Annotated in this window: 16 protein-coding genes and 3 pseudogenes; 4 read left to right on the top strand and 15 right to left on the bottom strand. The window is 54.6% G+C overall.

The genetic code is table 11. The annotated features are described in order from the left end of the window. Positions 1–95: 95 nt before the first annotated feature. The 5 genes from PspCFBP13528_RS07030 to PspCFBP13528_RS07005 all read right to left on the bottom strand — a co-directional run bounded on the left by PspCFBP13528_RS07030 (position 96) and on the right by PspCFBP13528_RS07005 (position 7052). A complete protein-coding gene (locus PspCFBP13528_RS07030; RefSeq protein WP_101219751.1) occupies positions 96–1718 on the bottom strand; it encodes a VWA domain-containing protein in 1623 nt (540 codons plus the stop codon). 210 nt (positions 1719–1928) lie between these two features. Next, the gene (locus PspCFBP13528_RS07025) at positions 1929–2579 is read right to left on the bottom strand and encodes a DUF799 domain-containing protein (protein WP_065949945.1); all 651 of its coding nucleotides are present in this window, start codon (positions 2577–2579) and stop codon (positions 1929–1931) included. Then, positions 2576–2938: a DUF4810 domain-containing protein gene (locus PspCFBP13528_RS07020; protein ID WP_057010471.1), complete on the bottom strand. Its 363-nt coding sequence runs from the start codon at positions 2936–2938 to the stop codon at positions 2576–2578. The genes PspCFBP13528_RS07025 and PspCFBP13528_RS07020 overlap by 4 nt, the downstream gene beginning before the upstream one ends. Before the next feature lie 29 nt (positions 2939–2967). Beyond that, positions 2968–3648 carry a CsgG/HfaB family protein gene (locus PspCFBP13528_RS07015; protein ID WP_065883139.1) on the bottom strand — a complete coding sequence of 227 codons (681 nt, stop codon included), beginning with the start codon at positions 3646–3648 and terminating at the stop codon, positions 2968–2970. A gap of 815 nt (positions 3649–4463) precedes the next feature. Further along, positions 4464–7052: an autotransporter outer membrane beta-barrel domain-containing protein gene (locus tag PspCFBP13528_RS07005; RefSeq protein WP_137199881.1), complete on the bottom strand. Its 2589-nt coding sequence runs from the start codon at positions 7050–7052 to the stop codon at positions 4464–4466. Between the two features lie 446 nt (positions 7053–7498). Here PspCFBP13528_RS07005 and PspCFBP13528_RS07000 point away from each other — a divergent pair, with 446 nt between their 5' ends. Continuing rightward, a complete protein-coding gene (locus tag PspCFBP13528_RS07000; protein WP_137199880.1) occupies positions 7499–8149 on the top strand; it encodes a hypothetical protein in 651 nt (216 codons plus the stop codon). Between the two features lie 109 nt (positions 8150–8258). Here the strand turns inward: PspCFBP13528_RS07000 and PspCFBP13528_RS06995 are convergent, their stop codons facing one another. Further along, on the bottom strand, positions 8259–8951 hold the full coding sequence (locus PspCFBP13528_RS06995; RefSeq protein ID WP_065949940.1) for a hypothetical protein: 693 nt from the start codon (positions 8949–8951) through the stop codon (positions 8259–8261). Between the two features lie 256 nt (positions 8952–9207). On the opposite strand from PspCFBP13528_RS06995, the gene PspCFBP13528_RS06990 reads away from it, so the two are divergent. After that, positions 9208–9465 carry a hypothetical protein gene (locus PspCFBP13528_RS06990; RefSeq protein ID WP_065883145.1) on the top strand — a complete coding sequence of 86 codons (258 nt, stop codon included), beginning with the start codon at positions 9208–9210 and terminating at the stop codon, positions 9463–9465. A gap of 81 nt (positions 9466–9546) precedes the next feature. On the opposite strand, the gene PspCFBP13528_RS06985 is transcribed toward PspCFBP13528_RS06990, so the two are convergent. From PspCFBP13528_RS06985 to PspCFBP13528_RS06975, 3 genes are all read right to left on the bottom strand, one after another. Next, positions 9547–9990, bottom strand: coding sequence for a hypothetical protein (locus PspCFBP13528_RS06985; RefSeq protein ID WP_137199879.1), 444 nt, complete (start codon positions 9988–9990; stop codon positions 9547–9549). A gap of 140 nt (positions 9991–10130) precedes the next feature. Next, entirely contained in the window at positions 10131–10589 is a 459-nt protein-coding gene (locus PspCFBP13528_RS06980; protein WP_137199878.1) for a DUF2247 family protein, read from the bottom strand. Positions 10590–10705: 116 nt separating this feature from the next. Then, on the bottom strand, positions 10706–11170 hold the full coding sequence (locus PspCFBP13528_RS06975) for a hypothetical protein (protein ID WP_137199877.1): 465 nt from the start codon (positions 11168–11170) through the stop codon (positions 10706–10708). 179 nt (positions 11171–11349) lie between these two features. Here PspCFBP13528_RS06975 and PspCFBP13528_RS27760 point away from each other — a divergent pair. After that, positions 11350–11608, top strand: a pseudogene (locus PspCFBP13528_RS27760) (hypothetical protein). A 77-nt stretch (positions 11609–11685) separates the two neighbouring features. Here PspCFBP13528_RS27760 and PspCFBP13528_RS06965 read toward each other — a convergent pair. The 3 genes from PspCFBP13528_RS06965 to PspCFBP13528_RS06950 form a co-directional block, all read right to left on the bottom strand. Continuing rightward, positions 11686–12057, bottom strand: coding sequence for a hypothetical protein (locus PspCFBP13528_RS06965; protein ID WP_241669069.1), 372 nt, complete (start codon positions 12055–12057; stop codon positions 11686–11688). A gap of 151 nt (positions 12058–12208) precedes the next feature. After that, the gene (locus PspCFBP13528_RS06960) at positions 12209–12934 is read right to left on the bottom strand and encodes a hypothetical protein (RefSeq protein WP_137199875.1); all 726 of its coding nucleotides are present in this window, start codon (positions 12932–12934) and stop codon (positions 12209–12211) included. A gap of 288 nt (positions 12935–13222) precedes the next feature. Next, a complete protein-coding gene (locus PspCFBP13528_RS06950; RefSeq protein WP_137199873.1) occupies positions 13223–13534 on the bottom strand; it encodes a hypothetical protein in 312 nt (103 codons plus the stop codon). Positions 13535–13690: 156 nt separating this feature from the next. On the opposite strand from PspCFBP13528_RS06950, the gene PspCFBP13528_RS06945 reads away from it, so the two are divergent. Further along, positions 13691–14050: a hypothetical protein gene (locus PspCFBP13528_RS06945; RefSeq protein ID WP_137199872.1), complete on the top strand. Its 360-nt coding sequence runs from the start codon at positions 13691–13693 to the stop codon at positions 14048–14050. Between the two features lie 286 nt (positions 14051–14336). Here PspCFBP13528_RS06945 and PspCFBP13528_RS06940 read toward each other — a convergent pair whose 3' ends face one another. The 3 genes and pseudogenes from PspCFBP13528_RS06940 to PspCFBP13528_RS27755 all read right to left on the bottom strand — a co-directional run. After that, on the bottom strand, positions 14337–14723 hold the full coding sequence (locus tag PspCFBP13528_RS06940) for a hypothetical protein (RefSeq protein ID WP_137199871.1): 387 nt from the start codon (positions 14721–14723) through the stop codon (positions 14337–14339). Positions 14724–15514: 791 nt separating this feature from the next. Beyond that, positions 15515–17382: pseudogene (locus tag PspCFBP13528_RS06935) on the bottom strand (DUF637 domain-containing protein); the annotation flags it as partial. Between the two features lies 1 nt (position 17383). Further along, positions 17384–17932, bottom strand: a pseudogene (locus PspCFBP13528_RS27755) (hypothetical protein); the annotation flags it as partial. Positions 17933–18020: the final 88 nt, after the last annotated feature.

The raw sequence follows: 18020 nt of genomic DNA, 5'->3' as shown, positions 1-18020 counted from the left end.
TCCCGATGGCGGTGGGTCAGTCAGCACATTTGGTAATGATAGGCCGCTATCGGGGGCAAGCCCCCTCCCACATTTGATCCTCATTGTGCTCGGGATCAGGGTTTTAGGCTTTGGGCCAGTTCGACCAGTTGCACGAATTCATTGCGCAGGCCGAACGGGTCGTCGCCTCGGGCCGAGCGGGCCAGGGCGGCGGTGTCCTGCAAGCTCATGTTGCCAGTGTAGCGGCCTTCGCCCTTGAGCTGTTGGGCGAAGGCGGCTACGGCGGCACTGAAGCGCAGGTCGTCGCTGGGCTCGGTGGACGTTTTACCGACGGCCCGTTCGATCAACTGGCTGTCACCGCCCGCAGCCGGTTTATAGCGTACGCGCACCGTCGCCAGTTCGGCCGAGGTGGATTCAGCCGCAGGCGCTCTGGCATAGCGCAACGGCTCCAGCCAGCCCTTCTCGCCCTTCGGCACGATTTCATACAACGCAGTCACCGTGTGCCCTGCGCCGATTTCGCCGGCATCGACTTTATCGTTGTTGAAGTCCTCACGTTTCAAGGCGCGGTTTTCATAGCCGAGCAGGCGGTATTCGCTGACCTGGGCCGGGTTGAATTCCACCTGCAATTTCACATCCCGCGCCACCACCGCCAGGGTCGAACTGAGTTGCTCCACCAGCACCTTGCGTGCCTCACGCAAGTTGTCGATGTAGGCGTAGTTGCCGTCACCGGCGTCAGCCAGTTGTTCCATCAGGTGTTCGTTGTAGTTGTCCACACCGAACCCCAAGGTGGTCAGCGATATGCGGCTTTTACGCTGGTCGACCGCCATTTGCTTGAGGCTGTCGAAGTCGCTGATGCCCACGTTGAAGTCGCCGTCGGTGGCCAGCAGGATGCGGTTGATGCCCTGGTCGATGAAGCCTTCGCGGGCCATCTGGTAGGCCAGTTCGATACCGGACGCGCCAGCGGTGGCGCCACCGGCGGTGAGTTGGTCGATGGCGTTGCGGATTGTGGTTTTGTCACGGCCGGAGGTGGGCTTGAGCACCACGCGGGACTCACCGGCGTAGACCACCAATGACACCCGGTCCTGATCACGCAGTTGATCCACCAGTAATTTCAGGGTGCTTTTGACCAGCGGCAAGCCTTCGCGACGGTCCATGGAGCCGGACACATCCACCAGGAACACCAGATTGGCCGGGGCCAGTTCTGCCACGGTTTTGTCGCAGGCCTTGATGCCGATGCGCAAGAGTTTCGTGCGCGGGTTCCACGGCGTGGCGGCGACTTCAGTGGTGACGCCAAAGGGTGAGCCATCGGTAGCCAGCGCGTAGTCGTAAGGGAAATAGTTGACCATTTCCTCCAGCCTTACAGCGCCTTCGGGCGGCAGGCGGCCCTGGTTGAGGAAGCGTCGTACGTTGGCGTAGCTGCCGGTGTCGACATCCACGCTGAAGGTGGAGACCGGGGTTTCGGCGACGCGATGCACGGGGTTGTCGGGCAGGTTGGCGTATTGCTCGCGGGGTTCGCTGCGCTCAGCCAGGGTCGCCGTCTCCCGCATCATCATTGGGGCAGGCATGACCATGCGTTTGACCACTGCGCCCTGGGCCGGCGCGCGTTGAAGCGTTGCGATGGGCTCCGCTGGTTTCGCCAGGTCGGGGGACGACGACAGCCCGCATCCGGCCAGCGCTACCAGCAGGGTAACGGTGAAGCCTTGGGCAGCAGGACGCAGGGAGAGCAGAGGGCGGGACATGGGCTGGGCCTCGTGAATGAATGAGCCGTTCACAAGGTCAGACGCGAGGTGGGCGAGGTTCGGGTTAAACCCAATTTATCTGACAGCAGAAAACAATGTGGGAGGGGGCTTGCCCCCGATAGCTGTGGGTCAGTCAGCACATTTGATACTGATAGACCGCTATCGGGGGCAAGCCCCCTCCCACAGTTGATCTTCAGTGTTTGAAGAATGTCAGTCTGTGCCGTACTTGGGGTTACGCGGGCCGTACAGGATGCCGGTGCGTTGCCCTGCCGACAGCAGGCGCGCACTGGTGATACCGGCAATCGGGTGCGCGGCATCGGTGGAGCTGTTGATCACCTGCTTGACCGCCGCCGTGATCAGCATGCCCACCAGGCCGCCGCCGTTGTTGTTGCCTTCCTCGCTGGACGCCCGCGCCGCGCCGGTCCACAGGGTGGTGCCGGTGCGCAGGTCCACCAGCTTGGCCGAGGCCGTCACTGAGGTGTCGCTGGAGATCAGCATGTACTTGGTGCCGTATTCACTGACCGTGATGTACAACGCCGCGTCCGCACCAAAGATGTCATGCAGCTTGGCCGGCAGTACCGCCTGGATATCGTTGGCGGTGGTCAGGCCGTTCTGGCGGAAGGTTTCGTCCACTAGGGCAATCGGCAACACGTAGTAGCCGGCTTCGGCCAGCGGGTAGGTGACTTGCGACACCAGGCTGTAGGACGCCTGCACTTCCGGCGATTCATTGATCGGCGGCAGTACCAGGATCGACTTGGGCCGCGCCTGTTTGTACGCCGAGTAGTCGACTGTCTTGGGCGCCGCGCAACCGCCGAGCAACGCCAGGGCCAGCAAGGCGCCGGTGAGTTTTAACAGGCTCATTTGGTGGCGACTCCGGTCTTGGCGTTTTTCAGCAGAAAGTCCATGTACGCAGCGGACTCGGGGAACAGGGCTTTCTCGGTGCGAAACTCCTGCACCATCTGATCATCCTTGCCCATGTTCATGTACAGCATGCCCAGGTGCGCGTGGTAACCCGGCGGCGCCTTGCGGCCACTGGCGTTGATCTTCTGCAGATCGCGCTCCAGTGCTTCCACCTGCGCTTCCTTGGGCTCGCCCTTGAAGTATTCGTAAACCTGCGGCTGGTAGCTCTCCCATTGATACAGGGGCTGGGGCGCCGTCTGGCACCCGGCTACCGTCGCGATTGCTGTCAGCATCAGCGCCAACTTCACTGCCTTGCTCATCCGTGTACTGCTCCTTGTGGTGTGGCTGATCAGTTACGCGGGTTCCAGGCGCCGGCGTTGATGCCGTCGACCAGGCGGTTGATCGCTTCGCGCATGGCCAGGTCGAGCACCTTGCCATTGAGGGTGGAGTCGTAGCTGGCGGTGCCACCGAAGCCGACCACTTCACGGTTGGACAGCGCGTATTCACCGGCGCCCTGGGTGGAATACACCACTTCGGAGGTGTTGATGTTGACGATATTCAACGCGACCTTGGCGTAGGCCACTTGGGTCTTGCCACGGCCGAGGATGCCGAACAGCTGGCGGTCGCCGGTTTCCTTGCGGCCGAACTCGGTCACATCGCCGGTCACCACGTAGTCAGCGCCCTTGAGCTTCTGCACGGTGCCCTTGATCTTGGCTTCCTGGGAGGTTTCGCCCATGTTGTCGCGGTCCAGCACGCTGAAGCGGTTGGTCTGCTGCAAGTGGGTGATGAGGATGGTCTTGGCCTGGCCGCCGAGACGGTCAACGCCATCGGAGAAGATGCCGCGCATGTAGCTGGAGCGGTTATCGAACTTGCCCACGGCAATCGGCACACGCACGCCGGAATAGGCGACATGGGCGCTGGCGACTTGCTCCACCGGCATTGCGCGGTTGCTCTCGGTGGCGCAACCGGCCACGGTCAACAGCGCCGCGGCGGTGAGGCCCGACAGCAGGATTTTGGACAGTGTCTTCACAGGGTGCTCCTTGGGTGAGGAAATCAGCGTTGCTGCGTTTTCCAAGGAGATAGGCCGCTGGAAAACACGCAGGCCTGAATTCTTCCCTGAAAGACTGTGATGCAACGGCTGCGGCATTTTACGGGGTTGAGAGCCGTTCTCAAGGTGTTTCGCCCCGAGTAGTGAAATCCAACACAAACCTTTAGAACATGGAGATCCGATGTGGTCAGTCAACCCTATCACTGACTGGTCTACTGCTATCGGGAGCAAGCCCCCTCCCACACCGGTATCAGAGGCATCACCCTCTGCGTAAGCAGGTTGAGACAGTGCAAGCTGCCCCGGCCCCGCTGCTCCGGATTCACGCAAACCCAATGTGGGAGGGGGCTTGCCCCCGATGGCGGCGGGCCAGCCAACATATCCATAGACTGACCCACCGCTATCGGGGGCAAGCCCCCTCCCACACGGGTATCAGAGGCATCACCCTCTACGTGAGCAGGTTGAGACAGTGCAAGCTGCCCCGGCCCCGCTGCTCCGGATCCACGCAAACCCAATGTGGGAGGGGGCTTGCCCCCGATGGCGGCGAGCCAGCCAACACATCATTGACTGACCCTCCGCAATCGGGGGCAAGCCCCCTCCCACACGGGTATCAGCGGCATCACCCTCTGCGTAAGCAGGTTGAGACAGTGCAAGCTGCCCCGGCCCCGATGCTCCGGATTCACGCAAACCCAATGTGGGAGGGGGCTTGCCCCCGATGGCGGCGAGCCAGCCAACACATCATTGACTGACCCACCGCTATCGGGAGCAAGCCCCCTCCCACAGTTGTTTTGCGGTGTTGCTTAGAAGGCGTAGCGGGCCTTGAGCATCACGCCGTCGGCGTCAAAACCGCTGCGCGCCTGGCGGGTGTAGCTGGCGCCGACGGTGAAGTCAGACACTTGGTAGTTCACGCCCACGCTGGCCTCGTAGCTGTCACGCGCCACCGATGCGCCGGTCACGGTAAACGCCGAACCGCCAGCCACGAAGCTGGAGGTTTGCGCCACGCGATCGCCCATCAGGTCGTGGTAGGCCATCAAGGTCGCTTCCGGTTGCAGGCTGCCCGCGCCCATCGGCAAGTTGCCCGCCAAACGCACACCAGCACCCAACTCACCCACTTCATAACGCTGCGAAGACGTGCTCAAGGCCGCCGACGAACCTTTCTCGGTGTAGCCATCCATGCGCACGTTGGCATAGCGCGCGGCCACACGCGGCTCGATCACCACCGCCTGGGTCGGCTTGAAGCTGTAGCCGCCGATCACGCTGGCAGACAGCACATTGCTGTCGTAACTGCCCTTGGCCGTGGTGCCCGCGACGTGGCGTTTGCTGTCATTGTCGTTATGGCCGTAGCTGAGGCTGCCATCCACGAACCAGTTCTGCAGCGCCCAGTTGCCGTACAGCGACAGCGCGTGGCCCTCGACGTCGGTCTTGTTGCCCAGGTCGGAATGGATGTTGGAATTGAGGTAGCTGTAGGCCACGCCCAAGGTGGTGGTGTCGTTCACACGACCGTCCACGCCCACCGCCATGCCGCTGCTGTTGGCCGAGTAACCGTTGTTGCCGCCACGGCCATCCTGGTCCATGTTGCTGCTCAGGCCCTGCACCCACACGCCGCCGACCTGGTGACTTTCACGCTGGTCGGTGAGGCGATTGAAGATCGCGCCGTTGACCACGGTTTGCCCCGACAGCGCCACGTCGAGGGCGCCACGGTTGACGTCCGGGGTGAGTTGATCGGCGAGCTGCGCCAGTTGCTGGGCAGTCCCGGCGTTGGCCAGGCTCTGGAACACCGGGTCGTTCTGGTTGAGCCCGCCGAGCACATCGTTTTTCACCACATTGACGGCGGTCGCCGCCGACGCACCCGCGCTCACACCCGCCAGTTCCTGCTGAACTTGCTGGTCGCTTTTCACCGCCACCACGGCCTTGACCGTCTGCGCATCGGCCGAGTAGCTGAGCACGTTGAGCAACGACGAGGCGCTGGCGACGGCCACGCCGTTGTTCTGCACGTTGGTGGCTTGCAGCAAGGTGTATTGCGTGCCGGCTTTAGGCGCCGCGAAGTCGCCCGGGTTGGCGCTGACCGTCAGCTTGGAAGCTTGAGCCAGATTGGCCGTGCCGTTGACGGTGAGGTACGGCGTGGTCGGCACCACACTGTCGGTCAGGTGCATATCAATGCCCGCACCGCTGGCCACATTGAGGTCGCCGGTGATAGCAGTGCCGGGCGCCGAGAGGTTCAGCGAACCCGAGTTGACCGACACCGGCGCGATGATACGGCTACCGCTGAAACCCGCCTGACCGCCGATGTTGACGGCGCTGAGGTTGAGCAGGTCGCCGGTGATTTTGCCGCCGGTCCAGTTCAGGCTGGCGAGGTTGTTGGCGTCGACGGCGATACCGCTGTTGCTGCGAATTTCGCCGGCTTGCTGGTTGATTTCAAACGCTGCGACCTGCCTGGCCGCATCCACCTGGATCGCCGTGCCGTCCGCCGCGATGAGCCCACGGTTGACGATACCCCGTGCGCCCGTGGCGCTGTTCTGCGCAAAGCTGGCGCCGGAAAGGTCGAAGGCATTGGCCGACGCGCCCTTGGCTTCAATGGTGCCGGTGTTGAGAATGTAATCGACGGTGCCGGAGTAAAAAAACAGCCCCTTCGACTCATTGCCATTGGCGGAAATCAGGCCGCTGTTTTCAATACGCAGGGGGTTGGTGTCGGTTTCCACTTCCATGCCCCAGGCGCCTTCACCGGTGGCGATAATCGAGCCCGAGTTCAGCAGCTTGCCGCCGATGGTGGTCGGCGTGTCGCCGCTGACGTCAAGGATCAAGCCAATCGCATCCGGACCGGCCATGTCGATCACACCGGTGTTGGAAACGTCGCCCGCAATGGTGGTGCCGTGCAGGTAAATGCCTTCGCCGCCGCCCAGATAGCCTGGAAAAGGCTCGGCGCTCACCGGCGGCGTGGAACGGATGGTGCCGGAGTTGATAACGCTGCCGCCGATGGTCGTGGCACCGATTTCAAGCCCTTCGTAGGCGCCATGGTTCATCAGGATATTGCCCGCCTGAACCACATCCCCGGTGATGGTGCCGGGTGTCAGATTGGAAGGGCCAGACCAGAACATCGGGTCGATGGCAATCGCACGAATGGTTTTGCCCTGTGAGTCCAGCGTGATGTCTGCGCGGTTGATCAGCGAACCTTGAATGTTGGTGTTCACAAAGCCGAGACCGGCGGGATCAGTGGTGTTGGAATCGACCACCCGGGAAAACTTGCCGTTAATGGTGACCGGCTCGTTGAACGTCTCATTGGCCCAAATATTCTTGCCCTGACCCAGGTCGAACTCGACTGCCAGCACCTGCGTGCTGATTGCGCCGACCATGATTGCCAACAGACTTTTCTGGAACTGCTTGCGCTTCATTTCAAACTCCATGAACTACAGTCAAAGCCGCCAATACGCCCGGCAGCAGTAGGTGTGCTGTACGAAAGGATCAATCGATCCGAATGAGGCTCTCTCGACGTCCTTGGGAATCGCAGGCGCGAGCCAGTGCACCGCAGGCGGTGGCAGACAGGAGGCCGTAATAGGGAGAGGTTCACATCAATCCTTAATGTCATTTGAAAACGCTGCAGTCCATGCAGCCCGACCGGTTGCGGGTGGGCGGGGTAAAGACATCGAGATAAACAAAATGTTCAAGATGAAATGTGCGCTGAGTCGCAAATGCGCAATGACGCATTGTTGGCGCAAGCATCTGATCCTCAAGTACGCAGGCAAGCAGTTTAGAGTGGAGCAAAATGATTGATGCACGCTCAAGCGTCTTCGCATCAAACAGTACTGATGATAGAAAAGACAGGGAGGGTTGTTATTCAATGAAAATGCTCATACTCACCGCAGGCGCACTGCTTCTCATAGGCTGCAGCTACGACAAGGCCACCCTGCGTAACGAAGCTGAAGCAGCCAAATACGACCCCGCTACCAGCGCACGTATTCGCATCTACTCCGCACCGGAAAAGCATGCGCGCTATATACCTGGCAAAACCTGCGAGGCCTACTACAACCATCCGGAAAATGGTCGATTACAGGGTGATATTCCTACACGTACCTACGATCCCAAACAGCGTTACATCCTTTGGCGCAACTCCAATGTCCTCGACATGAAGGCCGAGGATTACCAGAACCGCGTGATCGGCATCCCCGCCACAGCCCATACAGAAGCAGTGAAAACCGACCGGCTGGGCTACGACGAATTCGTCATTCCCGCCAACCAGCCAGTGCTGGTCGAAATCGACTATAAGACCGATAAAGGATACTGCTACCCACCCACCGTCCAGTTCGTCCCGCAAGCAGGGAAGGATTACGAAGCGAGCATTGAATTTCACAAGCCGTACTTCTACGCCTCCAATTGCTCTATCGATCTGGTGGCACTCAGCGGCACCGGATCCCCACAAGAAACCCACCCCGTCTCAACCAACATCTGCCGCTCCGACGGCCACGGACGCTACTCCACCGTTACGCCCTGAGGCGCTCAGCGGGAAACAGTAAGGGAAATAACGAACGCAATACTCAACGCAACGAAGATCAAATGTGGGAGCTGGCTTGCCTGCGAAAGCGGCAAGCCTTTGCACAGACTTACTTGAGCTCCCTCACCAGATACTGCGCCGAAATCTGCGTAATCCCGGTCAACGCCCGACGCAATGCCTCCGGGTCTGTGCGATAGGTGAGCGGCGTATAGCCATAAACGTTCTGGCCATTGAATGGCGTCACCGTTTCAAAGGTGCGCCAGATCATTTCATCGCCGCGATTCATCTGCGCCACCACGCTGAGGGTCGGGTAAATCACGCTGCTGAAACCCTGGGTCAGGCGAAAGCCCCACTCGGACACGGTCAACTGGATCTGCGCATCGGCCGGTTCATCGTCGCCGACCACCTTGAGCGTCGAAGTCTTGCCCAGCGCATCGACAAAGCCCTGCTTGAGCAACACGCCTACATCGAGTTTTTCCGCCTCCATCACCGTCAGGATGGCCACCGGCGTCGGCATCTCGGCCAACTGCCCAAGCTTCATCCCGGCCGCAAACCCGGCACCGCTCAACGCCGCAGTGCCGACCTTGGACGCCCCGCTGGCCATGCCGGCACCCGCACCCAGCCCGGCACCCAGGGCAGCGCCCCAAGCCTGTTCGCGGCCGAAATACACCATGTTCTTTTCCCACTTCACGGGCAGGACGTTGACGGTCTTGATCTGCGCACGGTTTTCGGGAGTGAGGGGGTGGCTGACGCAACCGCCCAGGATGAGGGTGGTGAAGAGGATCAGGAGGAGGTTTTTCACATTGGTCCTTTAATGTTTGGGGTGGGGCTTATGGATTGGCGTATTAGTGATGCGTTTGCTCGTCGGCAGTATGTCGGCAATGAGTGGGAAGGCATTAGGAGTCGTGGTGGCACTCTTCGACGGGGCGGCATTTTGATGCCTTGCGTGGGTTTGGTGGTGCGGCTTATAGTCCGGCGGTCGCCCAAAAGGCGACCGGGTTTGGCGACCCGAAGAACGAGCCCTCAATAATCCAGAGAGCTTAATGATGAATCGATACATGCCCCTAACCGGCCACGACTGCACCATCCCAGCCCTGATCATCGACACCCAGGCACCTCTCGACGTCCTTCACGACGCCGCCGTGCACCGCATTCGGGCAGTCACCCAACTGCTGGAAAACCTGGCCTTCCGCGAACACCTCAGCAGCGATGCCGTAGTGCTTTCAGACTTCGCCCACTTGCTGGCCATTCCGCTGCGCGATGGGTGCGATTTGCTGGATGTCATCAGTCGCAGGCTTAATGCCGATCCGTCCTGAGTGAAAATCGCGCGGCTTTGGTGTCGCCCGCTTTGTGCGCTAACTGTAGGGCTAAATGAATCTGTGGGTCGCGCTCCTTCATCACTTAATGCAGCACACCTGATCCTCGGCGAGATAATAAAGCCCTTCGAGTTTTCCGCGAAGTGAAGGAAGATTAACAAATGGCTCCGACATATAAGAAATCGGCAAGTCCGCTCTAAGCGAAGCGGAAAACTCCGAACCATTCCATTGAGGCTTTATTATTCCATTCCAAAAACTGATAGCTTCGCCGCCTTCCGACAAAATAACTGGCTTAACATATTCAACCAGGGCAATAGAGTTCCAATACAAAAACCCTAGATATACAGAGCCGCGCGCTCCAACAAAACTGGTTCTCACAAGAACTTGAAAAGCCGTGCAGGCTTCTTTTTCAGTAAGCGGCCGGACTGTTAACTCATCCTCAACGGTCGCGTCCATCGGAAAAAACCAAGCGCTAAAATTAATGAGATCTTCCCTTGTCAGTTCATACGCTTGCTTATCTGACATTACTATTGCGCCTTATAATTTTAACGATGGGGACAGATTTATTTAAATGGCTTTTCGCTTCCGCGTCGAGTTCAAATAAAACTGCCCCCATTTCTCGGTCCTGTTTTAGTCCTTCGCAATTACCCAAAATACCCTAGCGTCTATTTTCCTGTTTTTGGCAAAAAACGTTGCTTCAGCGCTTCGATAACTTGTCGCATAGCCAGAAGCGGAGGAATGGTGCTCTGTGAATATATACTGCACGAAGCCATATCTTCGGGATAATCAAAGTTTGCATAAACCTCTTGAAGCGCCTTCGTTTTACTCTCGTCGCTCGTATCTGAACTCTCTATACAAAATAGAAACGCCAAGCGCCACTTATCAATATCAGCGACTAAATCGAATTGCTTAACTTGCTTCGATACAATATCAATCAATTCTTCGTCGCTTAAATACTCACCTCCCGCTAAAACTGCGACACTCTCGTTTTTCGGGTCCACCAAAAGCTGTTCAAGAGCAAAATTAAAAATATCCCGCCGATCAACCCAACATCTTTCAAAACCGACCAATAGGATTGACCAACAAACCAGCCTCAAATCCATCAATATATTAAAAGGAGACATATTACTTCCTAGGAATTTGATTAGGCGATCCCGTCAAAATAGGCAAAATAGGGGTCAGACCACTATTCTTCTCAGATTTCACTCACGACCATATAAACCTTACTGCCTTTGCAAATTCAACTATGAGAATATTTCGGAAAAGCCCAATAAGATAACATCCCGGTGATTAATGCGCCTCCAAAAAAAGCAATTGAAGCAGGAAGCATGCTGTCCACAAAGCTGTAATCAGAACTATTACGAAGCAAATAACAGTCCGCCAAAAACATCCACAACGAAGCAACCACAGCTCCGCAGATCGAAACATTTCGGCAAGCTTTAAACGTTTTAGTTGGCTTAACAAAACTGATACAACATGCAAATACAAGGGATGGAATAAAAAACACTAACTGCGTAAAAAACGGAGCAGTCAACAGGATTGAAAACGCTTCTCCCCCTCTGACTTGCCCCAGCAAACGAGCATTACTAAACAGACCTATCAGCATAATGATAAGAGAAATTGGCCCTATGATTAGACCTGCGAGAAAAGGACAAAATAAAAATACGAAAAATATTTTTATTGTCGGGTATTTCTTGACATTCATGGCGCGCACCCTTGGCTTGCTGAATAACCGAGCAACTTACATCCAAACTTAACTTTTGACTTATAATCCAAGATATCAATACTACCCTCTATGCGCTGGGTTTCCACAAAAGGGATATATTTCATAAAACCATCGACCCTGGTGGCTTCCTGAAAAATAGGGGTCAGACTATTCTTCTCATGCCCCTAACCGGCCACGACTGCACCATCCCAGCCTTGATCATCGACACCCAGGCACCTCGCGACGTCCTTCACGACGCCGCCGTGCACCGCATTCGGGCCGTCACCCAACTGCTGGAAAATCTGGCCTTTCGCGAACACCTCAGCAGCGATGCCGTAGTGCTTTCAGACTTCGCCCACTTGCTAGGCCATTCCGCTGCGCGATGGGTGCGATTTGCTGGATGTCATCAGTCGCAGGCTTAATGCCGATCCGTCCTGAGTGAAAATTGGGCGGCCTTTGTGTCGCCAGCTTTGTGCGTGAGCAATCCAACTAAATAAATCAGTCCACTTTTTTTGTCATTTCACGCAGCAAACGTGATCACCAGAAAGATAATAAAGCCCCTGCAGTTTTCCGCAAATGGAAGAAAGGCCAAACACCGGTTCTGAGGCATAAGAAATAGGCAACTCGGATCTAATCGAACCGGCGAACTCCGAACTTTCCCACGCAGGAGTTACTATCCCGTTCCAAAAACTTACGGCATCTCCCTTATCAGACAATACAACAGGCTTTAAGTATTCAATTGCTGAATTGGTGTCCCAATACAAATAACCGCGATACACAGAGCCCCTTTCACCAAAAAAATCAGCTCGAACGATAATCTGAAAGTCTGAGCACGTTTCCTGTTCGGCGCGGCGTACAGTTAATTCATCCTCCACGGTGTCGCCCATCGGAAAAAACCAAACACCACAACTATCAAGATCATCAATCGTTAGTTCGTATACATGTTTATCCGATATAACTTTCCATCACTATTTGATTCGCTTCTCTACTGCCTCTATGGCCCTTATTCAGTCGGCTTTCATTGCGCGGCTCTAGCCCTCACACTTTAAATAAAATTTTTCTCAGCATGACTTGCCTCTCAGCCTGGATTCCTACATCAGCTGTGAAACAGTGCTCGCAGGCAACAATCTTCAAAACATCACCCAAATCTTCCACGAAAAAACCGTCGACATTCATTAACTCTTTTTCGTCAACACCTAATGAGTTAAGCAAAGACTTACTAATCCACATTGGCGAACCGACAGCCTCTATATAACCTTTCCTCAAAACCCAGCGCCCAGGATTATTTGATATATCTACAATCTCTTGGGTAAGCGGAAAGGGTAATCCATTGCTTTTTTTAGGCAGATGGGAGTGCTCAACATGGGCCACTTCAAAGAGTTTGATATTCTCGGCATTTTGCCACCGATCATATTCAGCATCGTAAACTCGAGCCTGAACGAAAGCTGGCTCATCTATTAATGCAGCAATCAACGAGTGCGCCATCTCAAGAGAATCTGCGATATTCTTTATATCTAATCGGCACAGTTCTTTATCCGCCACAAGCGAAAATTCTACAGAGCCACCAGCTAACTCAACAAAAAAACTCTTGCTCTTATTCTGTTTCAAGTAGTGCGAAACTTTGGCAAGCAACATTTTTTCACCGGTGAATCCATCGTTCACCTCGGAGCCTTTAAAGTCATTGAGCTGTTGCTCTAAACGCGTCCATACATCTTGAGAGCTATCGTACAAGCCCTCACTAAAAACAATTTCAACCTCAAACATATGATTAGCTGCCAAATTCTTTAATGATGACAGCAATATTCCATTGCTTACCATACTCTATAATTTTACTCGAATCAGACAACCCGCCAGGCTGAACTCGGATATCCAGAATCTTCGTCACTACGATACCATCCACAGTAATTTTCGAGCTTTGCAACAGAAAAGCGCACAAATTTATTAATAGGCTTTTCACTGCTATCTCGAATTAAAATGCCCCCCTCTCTCGCCCGCTCTTCTCAAGTAATTTTCTATGGAGATGAAAAGGTAGAAAAAATTACTGGCTAGCATTCAACGGAACCGCTCAATCAAATCCGCCTCGATCTGACCGAGCAAGTTATCCTTATCTTCACCATTTTCCACAACTAAATAATTCCCTATCTGACTGTCGTGATAAACAGTTAACTTGACCCCATTACATATCAATACCCAACGTCGAGAATAAATATTATCAGCAAGTTGAACTGGGCTTGCCTGCCAATATTTTTTTAAATATTTTACAATCGAGTCAAAACCATCCCAATCAGAAGAAAAGCCTAAATGACACTCGACTTTTCCTTCAGAGTTAATTCTTCTAGTTACAGTTGTCAACGACTCATCCATTCATTCAACCCCAAGACATTTATTAACCACTCTAGTTATTTTTTTATTTTAGGGAGGCACCAGTAAGCAGCAGCCCAAGTAGAGATTCCGCCTAACAAAAAACTCAAAAACACGGGAAACATATTTCTCATCACATGATAATTTTCAACCTCACTTATGAAGAAAAAAACCACACCAAACATCCATGCAGTAGAAACAACTGCGCCGACAACTGAAATCATTAAGTACACTTTAAAACTGCCCACAGGCTTTACAAAAACCAACATTAGAGAAAAAACTAATGCAGGAAGAAAAAAAATCAACTGCGCCATTAAGGGAATGGTAATAAATAACGAAAAAACCTCACCCCCTCTCACCTCCCCAATTAATGATGAGTTCTTAAACACCGTTATCAATATCGAAATCAAAATTAAGGGCACAGCGGCCACCCCCGAAAAAAAGGGGCACAACATGAATGCGAAAAAAACTTTTATTCGGGGATATGTATTCAACGTCATGGTTTACACCCTTGACTGACACCATAGCCTAGTAACTTACAACCAAACTCAACCCTAGACTTATAATCCAAGACATCTACACCACCACTAATACTGGGCACGTCAAGTGGCAATTTTTTTGCACCTTTGTCAGCGAAAAATAGGGGGCAGCCCACTATTCTTCCTGAGGTGTATACGCATGAGTATTCCCCTCAGTGAAAGCTGTGATAGTTTCGAAATTCCTCCACACTGCCACGCCCCCACGCTTCACGGTCTATAAGCGTTTAGCGATGAACGGGCGATATAAAATAAGGAGGAAGATAAATCTACTTTGAAAGCAGCATACTTAGAGCGTCCTTAGATGCATTAACCACCCACAACCACTCATTTTTCTCCAAATATTCCCTATCAGAAAGTTCAGTGCCATATTTATCAAAAATCACATTAAGAGCACTTACCACGTTTTCAATGGACCTTGCTTCTTTTTCATCCCTGAGGACCAAACCTATCCAGTCGGAAGCGTTTTCAGCCAAACTCGTATCATCGTATAAAAAATGTACTGTGTAATTAAACTCGTCATAATCTAAACTCGGCGATGACCTCTCTACCCAAGCCTGGTACTGATAGTCAAGGTCAGACAACCCACTCAAGTATGAGATAAGCTCCTCTCTCATACTAGGAAATTTCAGTTCGGAGAGTTCCAATTTTTCCATTTCTTATATTCGCTCAGAGGTATATGGACTTGTTCCGCATGTTCCTTAATCGATCCACTAACAGGCTTGCCGTCCCTACCTATCACCCGGCCATTGGACCTCACAATAACATGATCCACTTGCTGAGTAGGCTGGCTAATATCAGGTTCGCCCTTATCTATCCGTACGCCATTACCTTGATTTTTTGGATCTTGCCATCTAAATCCTACCCCCTTCTTATTTGGCGTTACTGCCCAAGTATCTGGAAATTTGGCAATCGTGGTGTCTGGAACATCCCAAATTTTCGGCAATTCGCTCTGCGTTGGTTCAGAGTCTGTCTTGGCACTCGTAGGATTATGATTTTTCGTCGGAGCATCTTTTCCTGCGCTAGCAACCGCGCGTTTGTATGCCAAGGCTCCAGCGGCTGTACCTAAGCCAACCGCAAGAGCGATTTTCAAATCGTTGGTGATCTCTTGCGCCTGCGCATCACTAAGGTTCCATTTCGCTTTAAGCGTATCGACCATAGCTCCTACAGTATGCTCAGTCGTCGCTGTTGCTAACATCTCCTGGAATTCAAAGTTTGAATTAATTAGGTTCTGTACTGCTTCTCGAGCCTTCGGCGAGCCATATTCCACAATATCTTTGATGGGGTTCAGGTCTGCCATGGTATTGGCGACTTCTTTCGACCGTGCCGCGCAAGTCGAAGGATCAGCCTTACAGCCCGCTATCGCTTCAATATCCTGCTGAAGACTCAACTCTTTAAATTTACGAGTGGTGTCTTCAATGCAGGAGGTATCCGTGCACGCGGCTATTTTCTTGGCGGCTCTTTCAAGCTGATTGTGGTTTAGATAGTTGTATTGCGTTCCGTTCTGAGCGACCCAACTGCCCTTCTCCAGCTTGGACGCATCGACATCCCCTTGCGCTGCAGCAGCTAGCACACCGACGATTTGCGAACTCATCGTAAGCAAGTCATCGTCGCCTTTGACCAAGGAATCGAGATGAGTGACTAGAGCCTCACTCGCACCTGCTGCCAATGCGCCGGTTTTAAAGTCTCCACCAGTGGCCTCCGCTAACAGCCCGCCTACCATGGCATGAATCGCGACCTTTGGTGCCGAACCATCTGCGAACACATTTTTCGTGTAATTACCCAACAAATTGAAACTGGCTGCCGCCAAAGTATTAAACAACGCATTTTTAAGCGCATCGCTGGCACTACCACCTTGCCCGAGCGCTTTGCTCAACAACATGGAAGTACCACTTTGCAGCGTTTGGTTAGCCGCAAATTGGCCGACACCCCGCCAGCTATTCAGTATTCCTGGCGTTGTGATTTTCCCAGTTGCCGTGTTTGTCTCGGTTCCAGTCCAATCACCAAAATATTCCGCCGTCAGACCTGCTGTAGCGCCGGCAATGACATACCCCTTCATAGCATCCGAAGAAGTAACATCCTTGAGCACAGCGCCAAGGTTGCCCCGATTGTTGACTACGCTGACAGTCGCGTTCGTAGACGCGCCCGCCGCTACAGCACCAGCGACAGCGCCCACAGTGCCACCACCTGCCGCGACTGCCGCTAGAGGCCCAACCACTGCCGCCATCACAATCGCAATAATGATCTGCGAAGCAGGCCCCAGGCCCGAGTTGCTGTACTTGAAGCTGTCGTGGATTTCCTTGACCTGCCTCCAGTCCACATCGCCACGCTTCTCGGCATCCTTGATCCAAGCCAACTGTGGATCGGCCTTAACCATCGCATCAATGGACTGGCTGACTGTCTCCTGATTGACTTGGTTAATGTCGATCTTCAAACCGGCGACAGCTTTGATTGCCACATTGCCTTCGGCGATCAGCTGACTCTGGCGGACGGTCTCGTCGGTGTTGCCCTTGCCCTTGGAAGAAACCCAAAACGCGTTGTTATTGCTCTTCTCATGGCTCTCCTGATGCAGGTCTTTGACCGCTTCAAAAGTAATCGCGCCACCACTGTCCAGAGTGATGTCATTGCCGCTTTGAAGCTTGGCAAGTTGATAGGTCTGATCTCCTTCACTCTTGAGTATCAGGTCGCCGCCGGTCTTGATTTCAGTACCGACGTTAGTAATACGAGTGACCTCGTCGCGCTGGGTTTTCTTGGAACCCCAGCCGCTGTTTTTCTTCATGTCATACAACGTATGCGTACTGTTCTCAGCCGCCAACAAACTCAACTTATCCCCGCTATACAGATAAGCCTCATTCCCCGCACTGATCCTGCTCGCCACAATCGTGGTATCACGCCCAGCCTGGCTGACAAAATCCCCACCCGCCGTCAGCACGCTTGCCACTTGGGTGGTCTGGTCGTCCGAGGTCTTGATGCGTTTTTTGCCGTGTTTTTCCTTGCCTTCGACGTTGTGCATGTCGCTGACCGAGGCAACGTTGAGGTCGCGGCCGGCGGCGATGTTGAGGTCTTTGCCGGCGGTGGCGGTGCTGCCGATGATGTTGACGTCTTGCCCGGCCTGCAGGTTGAGGTTGCCGCCCGCCGTGACGCTGGCGGCGAGGTTTTTGACGTCGGTGGTGATGCTGGATTTGTGCCCGCCGTCGCTGAATTCGTGCTTCACGCGAGTATCACTGGCGGCGACTAAATTGAGGTCGCGGCCGGCGGTGAGGTTGGCGTCGTTGCCCGCTACCAGCGCACCTCGGTTGGTGAGGTCGCGGCCGGNGCCGGCGCTGGTGTCGGTGAGGGTGCGCATGCCGACGCCGTCACGCACCTGGATGGCGGTGGTGTCGTTGGTGACGTCGCCTTTGAGGGCCGTGAGGCTGACTTGCTTGCCGCGAATTTCGCCGGCCATGGCGTTGCGGATGCTGTCCTGGGCCAGCAGGCTCAGGTTGTTGCCGGCCTCGACCAGGCCGCCGGTGTAGATACTGCCGCTGCTGATGGCGGTAAGGTTGTTGCTGGCGCGCAGGGTGCCGACGTTGATCAGGTCGCCGCCGGTGACGAGGTTGAGGTCGCGGCCCTGGATCAGGCTGTTGCCGCGCACGTTGCGCGAGTCGGCCTGGGCCAGGTAGAGCACCGGGACGAGCACGGTCTGGCCGTCGATGACGCGGTTTTCCATCCACACGATGTCGTGGGTCAGGGCGCCGACTTGCTGGCCGGTGAGGGCCACGCCGAGGCTCAGGCGCAGGGCGTCTTTGCTGGCCAGCGCGTTGTCCATCAGGTAGCGGAACTGGTCGGCGTCGCTGTACAGGCCGCCGGCGAGGAAGCGTTGGCCTTTTGATGCCTTGCGCGTTTTTGTGCGAAGGACTTATAGTCCGCCGGTCGCCCCCATGGCGATTCAGGTTTGGCGACCTGACGGTAGA

Source organism: Pseudomonas sp. CFBP13528 (assembly GCF_005233615.1).
In the GTDB taxonomy this organism is placed as follows: domain Bacteria; phylum Pseudomonadota; class Gammaproteobacteria; order Pseudomonadales; family Pseudomonadaceae; genus Aquipseudomonas; species Aquipseudomonas fluorescens_AM.
The sequence above is the reverse complement of the archived record's forward strand: the minus strand, read 5'-3'. Positions and strand labels throughout refer to the sequence as shown.